Source organism: Arthrobacter sp. 9V, from assembly GCF_902506065.1.
In the GTDB taxonomy this organism is placed as follows: domain Bacteria; phylum Actinomycetota; class Actinomycetes; order Actinomycetales; family Micrococcaceae; genus Arthrobacter.
On sequence record NZ_LR732912.1, the window covers coordinates 3,937,612 to 3,954,388 of the forward strand.

17 protein-coding genes and 1 pseudogene are annotated in these 16,777 nt (G+C 62.8%); 10 read left to right on the plus strand and 8 right to left on the minus strand.

Annotation, left to right across the window (positions count from 1 at the left end; translation table 11 throughout):
• Both BACI9J_RS18040 and recR read left to right on the plus strand, forming a co-directional pair.
• Positions 1 to 1,010 (plus strand): annotated as a pseudogene (locus tag BACI9J_RS18040) (DNA polymerase III subunit gamma and tau); the annotation flags it as partial.
• A 33-nt stretch (positions 1,011 to 1,043) separates the two neighbouring features.
• Positions 1,044 to 1,643, plus strand: coding sequence for a recombination mediator RecR (gene recR / locus BACI9J_RS18045; RefSeq protein WP_017198356.1), 600 nt, complete (start codon positions 1,044 to 1,046; stop codon positions 1,641 to 1,643).
• Between the two features lie 12 nt (positions 1,644 to 1,655).
• On the opposite strand, the gene BACI9J_RS18050 is transcribed toward recR, so the two are convergent.
• Positions 1,656 to 2,717 carry a hypothetical protein gene (locus BACI9J_RS18050; RefSeq protein WP_236558754.1) on the minus strand — a complete coding sequence of 354 codons (1,062 nt, stop codon included), beginning with the start codon at positions 2,715 to 2,717 and terminating at the stop codon, positions 1,656 to 1,658.
• A 102-nt stretch (positions 2,718 to 2,819) separates the two neighbouring features.
• On the opposite strand from BACI9J_RS18050, the gene BACI9J_RS18055 reads away from it, so the two are divergent.
• Together BACI9J_RS18055 and BACI9J_RS18060 are read left to right on the plus strand one after the other, a co-directional pair.
• Entirely contained in the window at positions 2,820 to 3,347 is a 528-nt protein-coding gene (locus BACI9J_RS18055; protein ID WP_159736545.1) for a DUF427 domain-containing protein, read from the plus strand.
• 144 nt (positions 3,348 to 3,491) lie between these two features.
• Positions 3,492 to 4,838 (plus strand): aspartate kinase, encoded by a 1,347-nt coding sequence (locus BACI9J_RS18060; protein ID WP_159735578.1) that lies wholly within the window; start codon positions 3,492 to 3,494, stop codon positions 4,836 to 4,838.
• Positions 4,839 to 4,908: 70 nt separating this feature from the next.
• Here the strand turns inward: BACI9J_RS18060 and BACI9J_RS18065 are convergent, their stop codons facing one another.
• The gene (locus BACI9J_RS18065) at positions 4,909 to 5,505 is read right to left on the minus strand and encodes a TetR/AcrR family transcriptional regulator (RefSeq protein ID WP_159735579.1); all 597 of its coding nucleotides are present in this window, start codon (positions 5,503 to 5,505) and stop codon (positions 4,909 to 4,911) included.
• A gap of 137 nt (positions 5,506 to 5,642) precedes the next feature.
• On the opposite strand from BACI9J_RS18065, the gene BACI9J_RS18070 reads away from it, so the two are divergent.
• A complete protein-coding gene (locus BACI9J_RS18070; RefSeq protein WP_159735580.1) occupies positions 5,643 to 8,132 on the plus strand; it encodes a beta-glucosidase in 2,490 nt (829 codons plus the stop codon).
• Positions 8,133 to 8,287: 155 nt separating this feature from the next.
• Positions 8,288 to 8,587, plus strand: a complete 300-nt coding sequence (locus BACI9J_RS18075; protein ID WP_011773410.1) for a DUF4193 domain-containing protein — start codon at positions 8,288 to 8,290, stop codon at positions 8,585 to 8,587.
• Positions 8,588 to 8,700: 113 nt separating this feature from the next.
• On the opposite strand, the gene BACI9J_RS18080 is transcribed toward BACI9J_RS18075, so the two are convergent.
• The 3 genes from BACI9J_RS18080 to BACI9J_RS18090 form a co-directional block, all read right to left on the minus strand.
• Entirely contained in the window at positions 8,701 to 9,087 is a 387-nt protein-coding gene (locus tag BACI9J_RS18080; protein WP_159735581.1) for a LapA family protein, read from the minus strand.
• A gap of 167 nt (positions 9,088 to 9,254) precedes the next feature.
• Positions 9,255 to 9,485, minus strand: a complete 231-nt coding sequence (locus tag BACI9J_RS18085) for a hypothetical protein (protein WP_159735582.1) — start codon at positions 9,483 to 9,485, stop codon at positions 9,255 to 9,257.
• A 104-nt stretch (positions 9,486 to 9,589) separates the two neighbouring features.
• Positions 9,590 to 9,814, minus strand: a complete 225-nt coding sequence (locus BACI9J_RS18090; RefSeq protein WP_024819442.1) for a hypothetical protein — start codon at positions 9,812 to 9,814, stop codon at positions 9,590 to 9,592.
• A gap of 98 nt (positions 9,815 to 9,912) precedes the next feature.
• On the opposite strand from BACI9J_RS18090, the gene BACI9J_RS18095 reads away from it, so the two are divergent.
• The 4 genes from BACI9J_RS18095 (at position 9,913) to BACI9J_RS18110 (ending at position 12,374) form a co-directional block, all read left to right on the plus strand.
• Positions 9,913 to 10,380, plus strand: coding sequence for a MarR family winged helix-turn-helix transcriptional regulator (locus BACI9J_RS18095; protein ID WP_159735583.1), 468 nt, complete (start codon positions 9,913 to 9,915; stop codon positions 10,378 to 10,380).
• 110 nt (positions 10,381 to 10,490) lie between these two features.
• Entirely contained in the window at positions 10,491 to 11,015 is a 525-nt protein-coding gene (locus BACI9J_RS18100) for an SSI family serine proteinase inhibitor (protein WP_159735584.1), read from the plus strand.
• Positions 11,002 to 11,940, plus strand: a complete 939-nt coding sequence (locus BACI9J_RS18105; protein ID WP_159735585.1) for a 3-methyladenine DNA glycosylase — start codon at positions 11,002 to 11,004, stop codon at positions 11,938 to 11,940. The genes BACI9J_RS18100 and BACI9J_RS18105 overlap by 14 nt, the downstream gene beginning before the upstream one ends.
• Positions 11,941 to 11,969: 29 nt before the next feature.
• Complete coding sequence (locus BACI9J_RS18110) at positions 11,970 to 12,374, plus strand: serine protease inhibitor (protein ID WP_159735586.1); 405 nt, start codon at positions 11,970 to 11,972, stop codon at positions 12,372 to 12,374.
• Positions 12,375 to 12,386: 12 nt separating this feature from the next.
• Here the strand turns inward: BACI9J_RS18110 and BACI9J_RS18115 are convergent, their stop codons facing one another.
• The 3 genes from BACI9J_RS18115 to BACI9J_RS18125 form a co-directional block, all read right to left on the minus strand.
• Positions 12,387 to 12,782, minus strand: coding sequence for a hypothetical protein (locus tag BACI9J_RS18115; protein ID WP_159735587.1), 396 nt, complete (start codon positions 12,780 to 12,782; stop codon positions 12,387 to 12,389).
• 95 nt (positions 12,783 to 12,877) lie between these two features.
• Entirely contained in the window at positions 12,878 to 13,501 is a 624-nt protein-coding gene (locus BACI9J_RS18120) for an alpha/beta hydrolase family protein (protein ID WP_328699802.1), read from the minus strand.
• A gap of 35 nt (positions 13,502 to 13,536) precedes the next feature.
• On the minus strand, positions 13,537 to 16,713 hold the full coding sequence (locus tag BACI9J_RS18125; protein ID WP_442858649.1) for a S8 family serine peptidase: 3,177 nt from the start codon (positions 16,711 to 16,713) through the stop codon (positions 13,537 to 13,539).
• Positions 16,714 to 16,777 lie beyond the last annotated feature (64 nt).

Here is a 16,777-nt window from a genome sequence, read left to right on the forward strand (position 1 = left end):
CCGCTCCCCCGGTCTCCTCTACTCCCCCGGCTACGCAGCCGTCCGAGCCGTCCGAGCCGTCGCAGCCGTCTGAGCCGTCCCAGCCGTCCGGCGATTACTCCTACCCTGACGACGATTGGGGTCCGCCGCTCGACGAGGATGCGCCGCCTCTGGATGAAGAGCCTCCCGCGGATTGGGAGCCGCCGTCGGGCTACAGCGCTGGCAACGCACAACCGGCAGCTCCCGCACCGGCAACCCAAGCACCGTCTGCAAGCCGGACTTCAACACCGGCCCCAGCCACGCCTAACACAGCCACAGCCACGCCCGCCGCAGCCACAGGCACAGCCACGCCCACAGCAGCCTCACAGCCGCGTGCCTCGAATGCCAAGGCGTCCGCGGATCCGTGGTCCCGGGCAGTGGAGCAGGCGCCTGGCACGTGGGTTGTGGGCACGGAGTCCAACGTGGGCAAGAAAACCGCCCAAGCGGCCGAAGAAACCGCGCCCGCAGCGGACACTCCGGATTATGAACCGGCAGCGGCGCAAGCCCCGGCAACGGGCACAGGCGCGGCCGCGGCCGCGGACGCCGGAACGTACGGTCACCCAACCAATGCCGAGCAGAACCCAAGCTCCAGCTGGGACGTTGCACCGGCGTCGAGCTGGCCCGGAACGCAGTCCATGCCCGCCCCTGTCAGCACCAGCGCGCCGGCAACCTGGCCTTCCTTGGCAACGCAGTCCGACGAAGCGCACGGTTCGGTTGCGACGCTCGAGGAGGGTGCGCCGTCGGGCAGTCCGGGTGGTCGCCAGAGCCTGTACCAGAGGTTGACGAACAGCCCCGAAGCCCAGGCCGGCCGTGTTCAGGCGCCCACGCGAGTCCAGGCAGCGCCTGCCAGTGTGACGGAGGATATCCCCAGCCCGGAAGATGAAACCATTGAGGAATCCCGTGTCTTTGGGCGGGCTGCGGTGGAGCGTATTCTGGGCGGAAAGCTGATTGAAGAGCGCGCCTTGGATGGTTCTCCGCTACTACCCCGCTGACTCCAGCATTGATTTCAAACTTATGAGGACATTGTGTACGAAGGTGCAGTTCAAGAGCTGATTGATGAGCTCGGCCGGCTTCCCGGTGTTGGTCCCAAATCGGCACAGCGTCTGGCGTTTCACATTCTTGAGGCCGATCCTGAGGATATGAAGCGTTTGGTCACGGCCATCACCACGGTCAAGGAACGCGTGAAGTTCTGTTCGGTGTGCTTCAACGTGACCGAGCAGGAGACGTGCAATATTTGCCGTGACCAACGCCGTGATCCGTCGGTTATTTGCGTGGTTGAGGAGTCAAAGGACGTCCTTGCCGTGGAGCGCACACGGTCCTTCCGCGGCCGCTATCACGTGCTGGGCGGCGCCATTAACCCCATTGCGGGCATTGGTCCGGAGCAGTTGCGCATCCGTGAGCTCCTCACCCGCCTCAACGACGGCGCCATCCAGGAAATCATCATTGCCACGGACCCCAATCTTGAAGGCGAAGCGACCGCCACTTACCTTGCCCGCATGCTCAAGTCGATCGGAATCACCGTGACACGGCTGGCCTCCGGTCTGCCTGTGGGTGGGGACCTGGAGTACGCGGACGAGGTCACTTTGGGCCGCGCGTTCGAGGGCAGGCGAAACGCCCTGCTGTAAGGGGCAGGAAAGTCACAGCCTCTTGGCAGCCAACCACCGCCCTGCAATAAGGACGAGTGCGGCCAGCAATGCTTGCAGCGCCAAGCCCGTCAGCGCTACAGGCATCGAGGGCGGAAGGCCGGTGCTGGACTCGCCGCCGAGGCACGGGACTTGGCGGGACGGTCCGTCGGCAGCAAACTGCAGTCCGGCCAGTACCCAACCCAGCTCATTATCCGGCGGGACGATCTCCGCGCCGATGCTTCCCAGAAGGAGGGCCGGGTTGGGCGTCGCCAGCCAAACGACGTGTTCCGTGTGGGCCACCTCAACCGGGCGAAGCTCGCCGACGCACTCGTAACCAGTGACCGTGCCGGAGTCGTCGCGTTGCACGTTCACCGGCACGGAGGCCTGATCCATCTCAGTGGTTCCGGGCAGCAGCATAATGGTGACTGCCACATTTCCCATGCAGAGAAATGCCACCAGAACCGTGGTCAACACCGCTCCCGGGGTCACTTTGGCGAAGCATCTCCGCGAGCCGGCACCGATCAGCCCGAACAGTGCTACTTCGAGGACAATCACGACGACGGCGGCACCGGCCAGCGCGATCGGCCCGCCCACCGTGATGCCCACTGCCACCAGAACACCGCCAGCCACTACAGCAAAAGCCACACCCCGCAAGACTCCGGACAGCAGAAGAACGATGACGCGCCCACGGAAATGACGGAACCCCCAGATGGCCCCGAGCACTGCGGAGGCAAGGGCGAGAAACACCGCCATGATCAGGTAGACCGCACTGCGAATCCTGACCTCGAACCAACTATTTGATTCTGCCCACACCACCAAGGCCGCAGCCATCCCCCAAGCAGCAGCAATCGCCAGGGCGCAGGCCAGCCAGAACCGCCACGAGGTGACGGACTTCCGGGTGTTCCGCCATGCCTCGCCCGCAGCCACCAGGAAAGCTCCGGAAGCCCGTGGGATCGGATCCGGCTTCGGAGTGGCCAAACCGGAGGGTTGATCGTCGATCACGCCGCCGATCACTTCGTACTCGGGTTCGCTGGCCGGACCCGGACCGCGTGGATGGTCAGGACCGCCGGCCATCACCGTTCGCACTCCTCATGCATGGATGGTACGCCGGCCATGCCATCACGGATACGCCGGGACTTCACGGGCTGCTCCCAGCCGGGCGTGCAAGTATGGGACATGGTCTCCAGTCGCAGTTTCTCCGGCGTCTTTCGGCGCCCCCGTCCCATCAAACCGGCCCCCGGTCAGGAATCGGTGTGGGACTATCCGCGCCCGCCCAAGGTGGAGCCCCGTTCCGAGCGGGTTGTGGTGCGGCTCGGCGCTCAGGTGATTGTGGACACCACCAATGCTGTGCGGGTCCTGGAGACCAGTCATCCCCCGGTTTACTACGTGCCCTTGGATGCCTTCCCGGACGGAGTGCTGGTCCCGGTCGGGGGCACCACTTTCTGCGAGTTCAAAGGAGAAGCCAGCTATTTCACCATCACGGCAGGTGGCACCGTTGTTGAACGCGGTGGATGGACCTATCCCCAACCTGCCCGCGGGTTCGAGGCCCTCAGCAGCCGGGTGGCCCTGTATCCGGAACACATGGATTCCTGCGAGGTTGACGGCGAGCAAGTGACCTTTCAGGAAGGTGGCTTCTATGGCGGCTGGATCACCCGGCAAATCGTGGGTCCGTTCAAGGGTGGTCCGGGCACTGCCGGTTGGTGATGACGGCAGGTGGCCGCTATGTGGTCACAATTCCTACCAGCCCTGCACACGGCGATAAACTGGGCAAATAAGCTACGCAGGCGTGCTCAAATTTGGATTTGGCATGCCGCGTTCGAACCCTATTGATGCAGTGAGGGTGCGCGCATGACTATGCCCACTACCGAAGTGAAGATCGAAGAGCTCTCCAACGAGGCTGCCATTACCAAGCAGCTGATCGTTCAGAAGTTCGGCGGTTCCTCGGTTGCCGATGCTGATGGCATCAAGCGGGTCGCTCAGCGCGTCGTGGATGCGCAGAAGGCCGGCAACGAGGTTGTGGTTGTTGTTTCCGCAATGGGTGACACCACGGACGAACTCCTGGACTTGGCAAGCCAGGTCACGGACTCGGCTCCCGCCCGCGAGATGGACATGCTGTTGTCCGCCGGTGAGCGAATTTCCATGGCCCTGCTCGCCATGGCCATCAACAAGTTCGGTGCTTCCGCGCAGTCCTTCACGGGTTCCCAGGCCGGCATGATTACTGACGGCATCCACGGCAAGGCGCGAATTATCGACGTCGATCCCCACCGCATCCGCACGGCCCTGGACAAGGGACACATTGCGATCGTGGCGGGCTTCCAAGGCATGAGCCGCAGCACCAACGAGATCACCACTTTGGGCCGCGGCGGCTCGGACACCACGGCGGTTGCTTTGGCGGCAGCCCTGGAAGCTGATGTCTGCGAAATTTACACGGACGTGGACGGCATTTACACGGCCGACCCCCGCGTTGTGACCTCTGCCCAGAAGATTGACCGTATCTCCAGCGAGGAAATGCTGGAATTGGCTGCTTCCGGTGCCAAGATCCTGCACCTGCGGTGCGTGGAGTATGCCCGCCGTTTCGGTGTGCCGCTGCACGTCCGCTCGTCATTCAGCCAGAACGAAGGCACGTGGGTCATCCCCGGGGCCGAAGAAAAGTTCACTATTCAAGAGGGAGTTGCCTTGGAGCAGCCAATCATCTCCGGCGTTGCGCACGACCGGTCCGAAGCCAAGGTCACAGTGGTAGGCGTCCCGGATATCCCCGGCAAGGCTGCCGCGATTTTCCAGGTGATCGCGGACGCGCACTCAAACATTGACATGATCGTCCAGAACGTCTCCACCCACGGCACCGGCCGCACGGACATTTCGTTCACGCTTCCCATCGTTGAGGGCGCGGACGCCCTTGCCGCCTTGCGTGCAGCTGAGGGCCAGATCGGCTTCGAGAGCATTGAGTACAACGAGAATGTGGGCAAGCTGTCCCTGATCGGTGCGGGCATGCGTTCGCACCCGGGCGTTTCGGCCACCTTCTTCAAGGCTCTCTCCGATGCAGGCATCAACATCGACATGATTTCCACCTCGGAAATCCGGATCTCCGTGGTCACCAGCGCTGACGCCCTGGATGACGCCGTACGTGCCATCCACAATGCATTCGAGCTCGACGGCGACGCTGAGGCTACCGTGTACGGCGGCACGGGCCGCTAGACTCACCCGGGCAACGCCCCAAGTAGGTAGCAGATAAGGCCGTTCTGAGCTCTCAGAACGGCCTTTTCTGTTACTCAGTTGGGTGAGTCGGGGCGAGCAGAACGTCAATAAGCTGCCGGAGCCCGTCAGCCATATCTACGTTTTTGTCGTACAGCCACTGCAGTTGGAGTCCATCGAAGGCTGCCACCACGAGCCTTGCCAGCGCTTCAGCCCCGACGTCGATCCTTACCTCGCCGGCCTTCTGTCGCCGTTCAATGTCCGAGGCAATGTCCCTCACCACCGTCTCGTACCGCTCTTTGAAGTAGCTGTGTGATGCATGTTCGGGATCATTCGCGGTAGCTGAGGCCACCGCGTAGAGCGTGGTCAGTCCGGGCTCACGCACGTTCCGTTCCGCGATGGGCGGCATCAGGCTCAGGCCCACGCCTGCCTCACCGCCAACGGCGAGCGAACGACGATCCCGTTCAGCCAGCACAGCAGTCAGCAGTTCCTGCTTGCCTTTGAAGTAGTGGAAAAGGGTGGCTTCCTTGACACCCACCAGTTCGGCAACTCTTTTGAGGGCCGTGCCCTCGAATCCTTCGGTAGCAAAGACATCGGTTGCCGTTTGGATGATCTGCTCCCGGCGTTCGGCTCCCTTGGCGTACTGCCCCCGGGCCCTCGATGTAGACATCCGTTCAGTCTATTTCACGGTTCAAACATGGAGGATCACTCACCATTGGTATAAAAACCTAGTCATACTAGGTTTTAGGCGATAGAGTCTTTTCAGCGGCCCAACGGTGGGCCACCCGTTCACCAGGAGTCAGGTAAATGAATCTTTCGGCAGCTGTAACCACACCATCAGCGGGAGCGCAGGATGCTGAAGCCAGGATCCTTGAACTCGCCCAAAGCCTGAGCCTCGAGCAGCAGGTTCAGTTGCTGACGGGTGCAGATGTCTGGTCCACGCATGCCATTCCGGAGATTGGTTTGTCCCGCGTGGTCATGTCCGACGGCCCGGCCGGGGTCCGCGGGGAAGACTTCGACGAGCGCCACGACTCCGTCTCATTGCCGTCGTCGTCAGCTTTGTCCGCGACCTGGAGCGTCGAGACAGCACACCGCTACGGTCAGGTCCTGGGCCAGGAAGCCCGCCGCAAGGGCGTCCACGCCGTCCTGGGCCCCACCATCAACCTGCACCGCTCGCCACTGGGTGGCCGCCACTTCGAGTGCATGAGCGAGGACCCGCGCCTCACGGCCACCATGGCTGCCGGCTACGTTGCCGGCGTGCAGTCCATGGGCGTGGGCGCCACCCCCAAGCATTACCTTGCCAACGAAGCCGAGACCGAGCGTTTCACCGCAGACTCCGTGGTGGACGAGCGACCGCTGCGTGAGCTCTACCTGGCGGCCTTCGAGGACGCCATCACCGAGGCCCGCGCCTGGCTGGTGATGAGCTCGTACAACTCCATCAACGGCACCACTGCGAGTGAGAACAAGCTGCTGAAAACGCCGCTGTCCACCGAGTGGGGCTTCGACGGCGTTGTAGTGTCCGACTGGACCGGCGTTCGCTCCCTGAACGCTGCAAACGCCCACCAGGACCTGGAAATGCCCGGCCCCGTAGGCCACTGGGGACCCAAGCTCCTGGCCGCCGTCGAGGATGGCCGCGTCAGCCGTGAGGCAATCCTGGAGAAAGTCACCCGAATCCTGCGCCTCGCAGCCCGTGTGGGGTCCCTGGACGGCTTCGAACCCGCAGTCACCGAGCTGCCGGCGCAACTTGACGGTGCCGCCGTCGCACGTGAAGTGGCCGTCCGCGGCGCTGTGCTGGTCCGCAACAAGGGCCTTCTGCCGCTGGACGCCACAGCCCTCAGCAGCGTTGCCGTGATCGGCCACAATGCAGATGAAGCGCGCACCCAGGGCGGCGGCAGCGCCACGGTGATGCCCAAGTACACCGTCTCACCGTTGGAGGGCCTGCGGAAAGCACTGCCCGACGACGTCACGGTCACCTATGCGCGCGGCGCCAAGGTAGCCGAAGGCATCCAGCCGTTCCCACGCACCTCCCTTCACAACCCGATTTCCAACGTGACGGGAATCCGGGTGACGTTCCTTGACGAAGACGGCGCGGAGATTTCCGGTGAAGACCGTCTGGCCTCGCATCTGATTTGGTTTGGCATTGGAATTCCACGCGGCGCCGCCTCCATCCTCATGGAAACGGACTGGACAGCCGAAACAGCAGGCGTCCACCACCTCGGCGTCGGCACCGTAGGACGCATCCGGTTCGTCCTGGACGGGACGGAAGTGTTCAATGACGAGATCAAGGACGACACCGAAGTTTTGGGTGCGGCCCTGTTCGATCCGCCCAAGACCGTCCACGCCGTGGAAACCACCGCAGGCCAGACCGTCCGGATCGAGGCCGAGTACCAGCTCCCCAAGGAACAGGTCATCCCGTTCACGGCCATCCTCCTGGGCGAGGAAACTGTGGTGGAGGATCCGCAAGCCGAGATAGATGCCGCCGTGGAGGCTGCCCGGAACTCCGAGGTAGCCGTGGTGGTGGTGGGCACCAGCGCAGCCATTGAGTCCGAGGGCTTCGACCGCAAGGACCTGGACCTTCCCGGCCACCAAAACCAGCTGGTGGAGGCAGTAGCCGCGGTCAACCAACGCACGGTGGTGGTGGTGAACTCCGGATCACCAGTCCTCATGCCTTGGCTCGATCAGGTGGGCGCAGTCCTTTTGGGCTGGTTTGGTGGCCAGGAATTCGGCAACGCAATCGCTGACATCCTGCTGGGTACCGAAGAACCCGGCGGGCGCCTCCCCACCACATGGCCTGCGGCGCTGGAAGACGTTCCCGTTCTGAACACCATGCCCGTGGACGGCAAGGTGGTTTACTCGGAGGGTATCCACATCGGCTATCGGGCATGGCTGAAGCAGGAAGCCGAAGGTGGTGCCGCCCCTTCCCTCCCGTTCGGTTATGGCCTCGGCTACACCACGTTCGAGTTCGGCAAGACGCACGCACCGCAGGTGGTTACCGCCGGCAACGACGTCATGGTGCACGTTCCCGTCAAGAACACCGGTACGCGCACCGGGCGGGAAGTGGTCCAGGTTTATCTGGAACGCCCTGAATCTTCCGTGGACAGGCCTGTGCGATGGCTCGCTGGCTACACTGGAACGCACCTCGCGCCGGCCGGCACGGAGAGTGTGGAAATAATCATCCCGGCCAAGGCGTTTGCGCATTACGACGGCGGCTGGCAGTTTGAGCGGGGCATGTTCCGCCTGCTGGTGGGCCGCCACGCAGCCGACGACTTCCAAGAGCTGGAGATCGAACTCCGGTAATACAGGGGCGAAATGACGCCGGATGGCGGGTTTTTTTGCCCGTCATCCACGTGGTTTTCGCCACAAGCTGTAGAACTGGGGTATGGTATGGAATTTTCGTGGCATGCTGTACGTTGCATACCCGGTAACCCCCTAACACGAAGAGGCATTAAAAAGTGGCAGCCGATTACGACGAACTCCGTACCGATGTAAAAGAGAACCAGGAGCAGTCCCTCCAGGCTCTCCAGTCCGCCAGCGCTCCCACGGCCAAGAGTGTCGTGCTTGAACTGGACGAAACCGATGGCCTCGACGCCAACGGCCCCGGCGGCGAAATCGTCGCTGAAGAACTGGTCATCCAGGTTATCCCGCAGGCAAACGACGAGTTCACTTGTCACTCCTGCTTCCTGGTGCGCCACCGTTCGCAGATTGCCCGCGAAAAAGATGGCGTCGCCTACTGCACTGACTGCGAAGGCTAAGAACGCCCAACACCCCGGCGGACTTAGATCGTCAGGGAGTGCCGCCGTCGGGATTAATTGCGGAAGGACCGGAGCAAACGCTCCGGTCCTTCCGCAGTTAAAGCCAGTAGCCGCTAAAGCTGGTAGCCGCTCCCCTGCCCGCCACTTGCCTTCTTACGGCGATGGCCGGCGATCCTGAGTTGGAGGATTCTGGCGCCGCCTGCAAGAGCAACAAGCACGCCGCCGCCAACCGCGGCAATGAACAGCGTGGTGCCCAATGCGAGCGTGCCTTCCAGCCCGAAGAACCGGACCGTGATCATGTCCTGGTTTTGGACGAAGAACACGATCAGCATCACCAGGACCACCAAACCGACAGCAACCGCAACCCACAGGGCGGCGGTGCGTGTTGGCCTGTCATGGCCGGATGCCGGCGGGATCACACGCTCCTGATGTTCGGAACTACCTGGATCCGGGCGGGCGGCACTACCCGGAACCCTTGCAGCATCGTCTTGGAAACTCATTGATGGCCCCCTCTTTGTGCCGGCATTTACCGTGCTACTCACATAATAAGCATGCTGATTAGTTGCTCAACAGTGGCACGGTGAACTCACCAGGGTCAAGGTGGGAAGCTGCGAACATGAGGAAGGGCCGGAGTTCGCTGTCCGGCCCTTCGGCATTTCACGCCCCGTTAAACGCTGTAGTCCGTACTGGTTGGTCCCGGATCATTGTTCCGGACTGCGTAGTGATGGCCTTCAGAATCGGTCTCTACGTCGAAGTTCTTCAGATCAGCCTCGGAAGCGGTCTCGAAATCATCATGCTTGTGCAGCACCGGGCTGTCCGTGTCGCCGTGGGTTGCCGGTCCAAAAACGGACTGCAGCCGCTCGGTCACATGGACGAAGCCTTCCATTCTGCGTCCCATGTTTCCACCTCCCTTCTTAACCGGAGAGAGAAAAGCGGCAGGGCTGGCGCGCGCCGTTCAGTGAGGCCAATTTTACGCCCAAAATCCCCCGCCGAGGGAGGTTTCTAGCGCAGGGACTTGTCATCCGGGTTGCGGGGCACCACGTAGGTGCTGCCATCGGGACGGCGGAGGGTTTCCCACTGCTGGGTCTCAGCTTGGCGCTGGGCGAGCAGCTTGCGGTTGGCCTCGGTCATCTCATGGTCGAGGGAGCTGCTGTGCGCGGGGCCGAAAATCACCCGGAACTTCCCTGTGGCGCGCATGAATTTCCGTGTGTAGGATTCCTTGGCCACGCGGATCGACTCCTCTTTTAGGCGGTTCAATGACTCCATAGTACGCTAATCATTAGGGCACTAACTAATCGAAGAGTGCGCGAGTACAGGAGGCAGCCATGACAGTCATTGATGAGTCCACCCAGGAGACCGACGACCTCCTCCTCGAACGTCAGCTGTGCTTCGCCCTGACGGTTGCCTCGCGCAGCGTTGTAGGCGTATACAAGCCCGTGCTGGAGCGGCTCGGTCTCACCCATCCGCAGTACTTGGTGATGCTGGCCCTCTGGGAACGAAGCCCCCGGACGCTGAAGGACATCAGCGACAGCCTCCTCCACGAGCCCGCCACTCTCTCCCCGCTCCTGAAGCGCCTGGAGGAAGCTGAGCTGATTACCCGCGAGCGCGTAGCCGGCAACGAACGGGCTTTGGCCGTCAAGCTGACGGCCAAAGGTGCGGCACTTCGCGAACAGGCCACGGCCGTGCCGGGCGAGATCCGGGAACGCCTCCAGCTGAGCCGTGAAGAAGTAGCTGAGCTCCACCAGGCCATGACCGGGCTGATCGCCGCCACCCAGCGGCACACCTCCCTCTAGCAAACCCACGTGGCCCTAGCCAAGCACACTCCCCCGGTGGTCTTCTTGAAGCGAACACAGAAACGGGCGCCACAAGTGCCACGTAAAATGGACGCAACCTAGGAGACTCCATGCGCATGCGATTTGTTCGGCCCTTATTGGCAGTAGTGGCCGTCGCCGGCCTCGCCGCATGCTCAGGCACCCCCACGCCAGGTTCCACAGCCAGCGCAAGCCAGCCGCCGTCGTCGGCCCCTTCAAGCAGCAGCCCAAGCAGCAGCCCCACGAGCGCCACCACCCGGTCGGCCACACCCGGCGCAGGCAATGCGGAGCTCTCCATCACCCTGCTTGAGACTCCGGAAGCCGCGCCGCAGACCTTCACCCTCGTCTGCACGGGCGGCACGCCCGCGGCCGAAAGCAAGCATCCGTCCGCTGCAGATGCGTGCAGCACCATCAAGGACAGCCCTTCCATCCTGAGCCCGGCCCCCACCCGGACGGACCAGGCCTGCACCATGCAGTACGGCGGCCCGGCAACAGCCAAGGTGACCGGTTCAGTGGACGGCAAGGAAGTCACCGCGTCCTTTAAACGCACGGACGGCTGCCAGATCGCCCTCTGGGACGCCGCGAAGAGCGTCCTCGGATCAGATGGCGGCATCTAGGCTGCGGCACCTCCCCCAGGAGCAATGGCTCGGGTTGGAGGCAGCCCACCATGCTCGCGTCGCGCGGTACGCAGATCCGTATCTGGCCCGGCGCTCGGCCGGCAAGAAGCACCCTGTGGAGGACTTCCTCTTCACGTATTACACGCAGAAGCCGGGTCAGTTGCAGCGGTGGCATCCCGGCCACGGCGTGGTCCTCAGCGGCGAACGGGCGCTGGAACGTGTGGCCTGGAAGTTCTACCGAACGCTCGACGACGGCGAACTCGCCTCAGTGGGGCTGGCCCCAGGGACGCCTTCGGTCACCTTTGACCATGGCGGCTTCCTGTCCGACCGCGCCGAGGCTGTGCGCTTTGCCGGAATCATCCTCGCAGGCACGGCCAAGCGACCGGCACAATTCGGTTGTTTCGGGCTGCATGAGTGGGCCATGGTGTACCGGCAGGAAAAGTTTGAGTTGCGGCACGAATACCTGAAGCTGAGGCTCGGGGGCGAGGGCACGGACACCGTTGTTGAAGAAAACCGCATCCGTTGCTCACACTTCGATGCGTTCCGCTTCTACACGCCGGACGCTACCCCGTTGAACGAGCTCACGCCCACCCGGGAGAACCAGCGCACCATGGAACAGCCGGGTTGCCTGCACGCAAACATGGACCTCTATAAATGGGCCTACAAACTGACGCCTGCCTTGCCCAGTGAGCTGGTGATGGACGCCTTCGAATTGTCGTGGCGGATCCGGGCGATGGACATGCAGGCCTCCCCCTATGATCTTGAAGAATGGGGCTACCCGCCCATCAGGATTGAGACACCGCGGGGCAAGTCCGAGTACGTTGAATACCAGCGGGCTTTCGCGGCCGAATCCCAGGAGCTGCGGGCCCGTGTGCTCCAGGCAGTAGGGCCGCTCTTGGACCAGCTGAGCGACCTGCCCGCCTGAGCACCCGCCGCCACCAGCGAAAGGTAACCATGGTTTCCGAAGTCAACAGCGAGACAAGCAAAAGCGAGTACGACGTCGATCTTACGGTCACGCTCACCGAGGAACCTGGCGCGGAAAGCCGGGTATTCCATCTTCGGTCCGCCGCAGGTGTCTTGTCGCCTGACCCTGACTCGATGGACTCAAACTTGCCGGACGCACCGGCGGCATTGGCCGCCGTCGAACAGTTCGGTGAGGAAATCTTCTTCCCTGAGCCCCGCCCGGACCGGATCTGCACGCAACAGTACGGCGGCCCGCAGGTAGCCGTGGTGAAGGGATGGTTCAGGGGACGGAAAGTTCACAGCCGGTTCAGCAGGACTGATGGCTGTGAGATTGCTCGTTGGAAGGCGTTGGCCTCGCTATTGGGCAACACCGGGGGTTCAACCGGGGCTGTTTAACGCCGCCGCCCCTCAGCGTCCCCCCATGCTGCCGTAGATCACGGCAAAGATGAGGAACGCTATCAGGATCAGGATGTTGATACCGGACAGCACCGTGACGATCCAGCCGGCCACCTTGCCGAAGGTGGCCGGTACGCCATGGGCTTCCGCCCGGTTGGCATTGCGGATGGCCAAGGGCCCGAAGACGATGCCCAGGACAAAGATCCCGATGATGGCGTACGTGGTGGCACTCGACTTGAAGTTGGCGCCTTCGAGGTCCGGGAAGTAGAACGGCGGACCGTCCTGTTCGCCGTACGGCTGCTGTGGGTATGCCTGCGGGTACGGTTGCTGCGGGTACGGTTGGCCGGCGAAGGCGTGCTGCCCGTTCAACTGGTGCTCGGGCTGCGGTTCTGATCCTGGCTGCGACATGCCGGCCTTTCATTGCGACTCTTCGGGAAACTGGTTCGAACCTATCACCGGCCGAAGCTGAAACATGACAGCCATGTGTCGCATGGGGATGACCCCTACTCGGGCTGCTCCGGCCGCCTACGCATCCATTCGACCACCCTGGACCAATGAACGCCCTCGGGGTTGATGGCCTGCAGATGGTCAAGGTGAGGCAAACGCCAAAAGTCCACTTCATCTCCGAGACTTGCCGCTTTGGTGCAGTAGCTCACGGAGTGCTCAACAGGTACCCGTTGATCATCTGAACCATGGACCAGGAGCAGCGGCTTCTTAAGAGGCAACTGATGGATGGGCGAGTATCTTTCCAGCAGTGTCAGCTGGTCTTCGGCCTGGCCACCCATAAACCCCTTCACAGCGCCTTCACCAAGGTTTTCGCTGTGGGTTCGGGGCAAATCGGTGACGGGCGCCAATGCCACGAATGCATCCAACAGGTCCATGCTGAGCATCCCGAGTTGCGCCCCTACCGAGTGGCCAATTCCTATCACCTTCCCAGCCGTCAGCGGGTTTGTTCTGCCCTGGGTGTTCGGTGAGATGGCTAGCTTCGGTAGGTTACACAGCGGCGTGGATGCGACCACCCGTTCCCAACCGTCCAGCACCATTCCTTCCCCATAACGGACCGGCCAAACGGTTGTCACGGCCGGACCGTGCACAGCAGTGGCCGGCGGGGTATCCCCACCGGCCATTGCTGTTACTGAATCACTTTCTGCATCAAGAGGACCTAGCCGGCGTTGTTGCTCTGTGTCGGCTCATCAGCGCGGATCTTGCCGCGGGGCTTCTTGTCTTTCTTGTCCTTCTTGGGGTCTTCCTCGTCCGGGACCACAACGGTTCCGCCAGGGTTGACCAGGACGGTGACGAAGCTCGGCTCGCTGGTTCCTGCGAAGGTCAGGCGACCAATATAGGAGCCGGGTTCAAGGTTCTTCCAGTTCAGCGAAATCTGACCGGTCTTGCCGTTGGCGAGGCGGATCGGGTTGGGCGTCACGGAGGCGTTGCCTTGGTTTGCGCCGAGGACTGCCGCATCAACGGTGGCCTTGGTGGCTTGGTTGTTGGGGCTCGCGTAGAGGTTGGCGAAGACGTAGTAGTCTCCGGCCTCCGGGTTGGGCACGGACAGGGTTTCGCTGGCGGACGCCGTAGCGGCCGGCAACTGCTGGCCGGAGGGAGTGAGGACCAGCATGTCGAAGTCCGCGGCCTCGTTGGAGGAAATGACTGAGAACTTGGCCAGGGCGCTGCCCTCACCAACGGTCACCTTCTTCACATAGTTCGAAGCATTGGTCTCACCCGCAAACGGGCCGGGAACCAGCTCCACAGCCGAGGAATCAGCCTTGGAAAGGCCATCAACCGTGACACCTACGGGCAGGTTGGTGCCGGAGGTGATGTTGATGGTTCCGGAGCCGTTAGGGCCGGTTCCTGTGAAGGTCAGCGCCTTGTCCGCGATGACGGACTGCGGGCGGACGGCGATCGGCGAGGTGACAGTCTTGTTGGCGCCCTGCCAGCTCAGCGAACCCATGGCGAACTCGCCCAGAGCTGCGCTGTTGTTCTCAAACTGCACCTTGAACGTCTTCTTCTCCCCGGCTGCCCCGAAGTTCAGGACGGAGGGGGTGACCTTGACGTTGACGCCGGGGACGTTGACCGAGGCACGGTAGAGGCCCGGGGTCAGCGCGGTGACCGTTCGGGTGACCTCGATCTTGCCGGCCAGGTTGCCCAGGGCGAAGGAAGGTACGTTCATGTCGCGGGCAGCGGTGGTGCCCAGCCCCTCCATGCCCAGATCCATGCCCGTGCCTTGGATGAACTTGAGGTAGTCCTCGGTGGTTGCGTCATACACCAGGCCCGGCGTGAGGACCTTGGCGGGATCAACCTGACCGGCACCCGTGGCGAAGACGTCCTTGTTGACAGCGCCGTTGGCCAGCTTGACCGGACCGGCGGTGGTCATCATGGCAGACTTCACGGTGGCCGGAGACCACTGCGGGTTCTTGCCCAGGATCAATGCGCCGAAGCCGGCCACGTGGGGTGAGGCCATGGACGTTCCGGACAGGAAACCGAAGTTGTCCCCACCGGTTCCGATCGGGGAAACACCCGCAAGAATGGCGACGCCGGGAGCTGACACGTCAGGCTTCAGCAGGTCCGAGTCCGTAGCGAGCAGCGGGCCGCGGGAGGAGAATCCGGCGATCTGCGGCTGCGCTTCGGCAGGCAGGCCCGTGGTGTCGCGGTTCAGCAGGGAGACGGTGATGGCCGGGTTGGCCGTGACCTTGTCCTTGATGGCCTGGGTAGCGGGCGGGTTCACGTGGACAGTGGGGATCACGTGCTTGTCCGTGTCCAGGGACGAATCCGTGAGGTTCACCAGGATCATGCCAACACCGCCGCCCCGCAGAACCTCGGCGCTCTTGGCGGTGCGGTCAACAACACCGCGGTCGCAAACAACAACCTTGCCGGCTACCTTGGCCGGGTCCAGTGAGCCGGGAGCACAGAGTGCCGCGTTCCCTTCACCGCTTGCAGCGTTGGTGGAAAGCACGACGCCGGCCCCGGTCACCTCGCGGTTCATGATGGACGCTCCGCGGAACTTGCTGCCATCGGAGAACTCAACGGTGCCCTGAAGTTCCTGGGAGAAGGATGTTGCCGCAACCGTGGTCAGCCACGGCGCTCCGTGGTTCACGGTGCTGGCGGTCGGTCCTGAGTTACCGGCCGAGGTGGCCACGAAGATCCCGGCGGAAGCCGCGGAGAGGAATGCCAGGGAAACAGGATCCGTGGTGGACGTTGTTGAGCCCGAGATGGAGTAGTTCAGCACATCCACGCCGTCCAGGATGGCCTGCTCAATGGCGTCCACGGAAGCGGAGCCGTAGCAACCGCCGGTGGCAGGGTCGGTATCCTCCCAGCAGACCTTGTAAACGGAGAGCTTTGCGGCGGGTGCGATCCCGCTGGTGGTACCAAAGCTGCGGCCATCCACTACGGCGTCAACGTTGCCGTTTCCCGCTGCCGTGCTGGCTGTGTGGGTTCCGTGGCTGTCCACGTCAACGGGAGAAATGACTTCTTCCGGGGCGCGGTTTTCCGGCGGAACGGTTTCCAGGAAAGCGTCAGCGAAGTAGTGGGTGCTGAGTACCTTGGAGTTGCAGGCGCTGCCATCGTAGTCGGCGCCGGTATCGGTGCCGGGCTGGCATTCGCCTACGAAGGTGTCGCCGTCGGCCTTGAGCATGGCGATCTTGCCGTCAGGGGTGCGGTACGGAACGCCTACCTGGGGGTTGCCCACCAGCGGGCCAACGGGCTCACCTGCAAAGAAGGGGTTTGAGGGGGTGTAGCCGGTATCGATCACACCAACTACGGTGCCTTTGCCGGCGTTGTCCTGGCCGCCGTACTGCGTGGCCCACGTCCCGTTGGGGCCGCTGAGCTTGAGGAAATCCGAGGTTGAGTAGTCCGGGGCGTACTGAGTGTCCGGTGCCACCATGAGGACTTTGGGATCCTTGGCAAGGTTGATTGCCTGGTCCGCCGTGAGGTTGGCACTGAAGCCGTTGACGGCGGTGGTGAAGTCACGTTTGATGGTGACGTTTTCCTGCTTGGCAACTTCCTGCTGCTTCTGCTGAAGGTGCTGCTGGTATTCCTTTACCTCGGCGCTGTTGGCGTCGAGCTTCTTGCCTTCTTCGGGCTTGGTGGGAGCAAGGCCCGCCGTGCCGCCGTCGTAAGTAGCTGCAGGCTTCTCGGCCAGGACCACCATGTAGCGGCCGTCCTTGTAGGCGCTGGGGTCAAGGTTCTTCTTGGCCACGCCTGCAACATTCCCGGGCGTCTCCGGGGCGGGAGCGGCCTGGGCCGGCATCGCCATGGACGAGAGGAGCAACGGCAGGCCAACGGCGAGCGCCGCAGCCTTTCGGAGTCCCCCGCTTCTGACGAAGCTCTTTCCTTGTGATTTCACGAGTGGTTGCACCTTTCACTGAGGGAGGACCAGGCTCCATCGCCCAGGCCTGTCAACTTTAAGT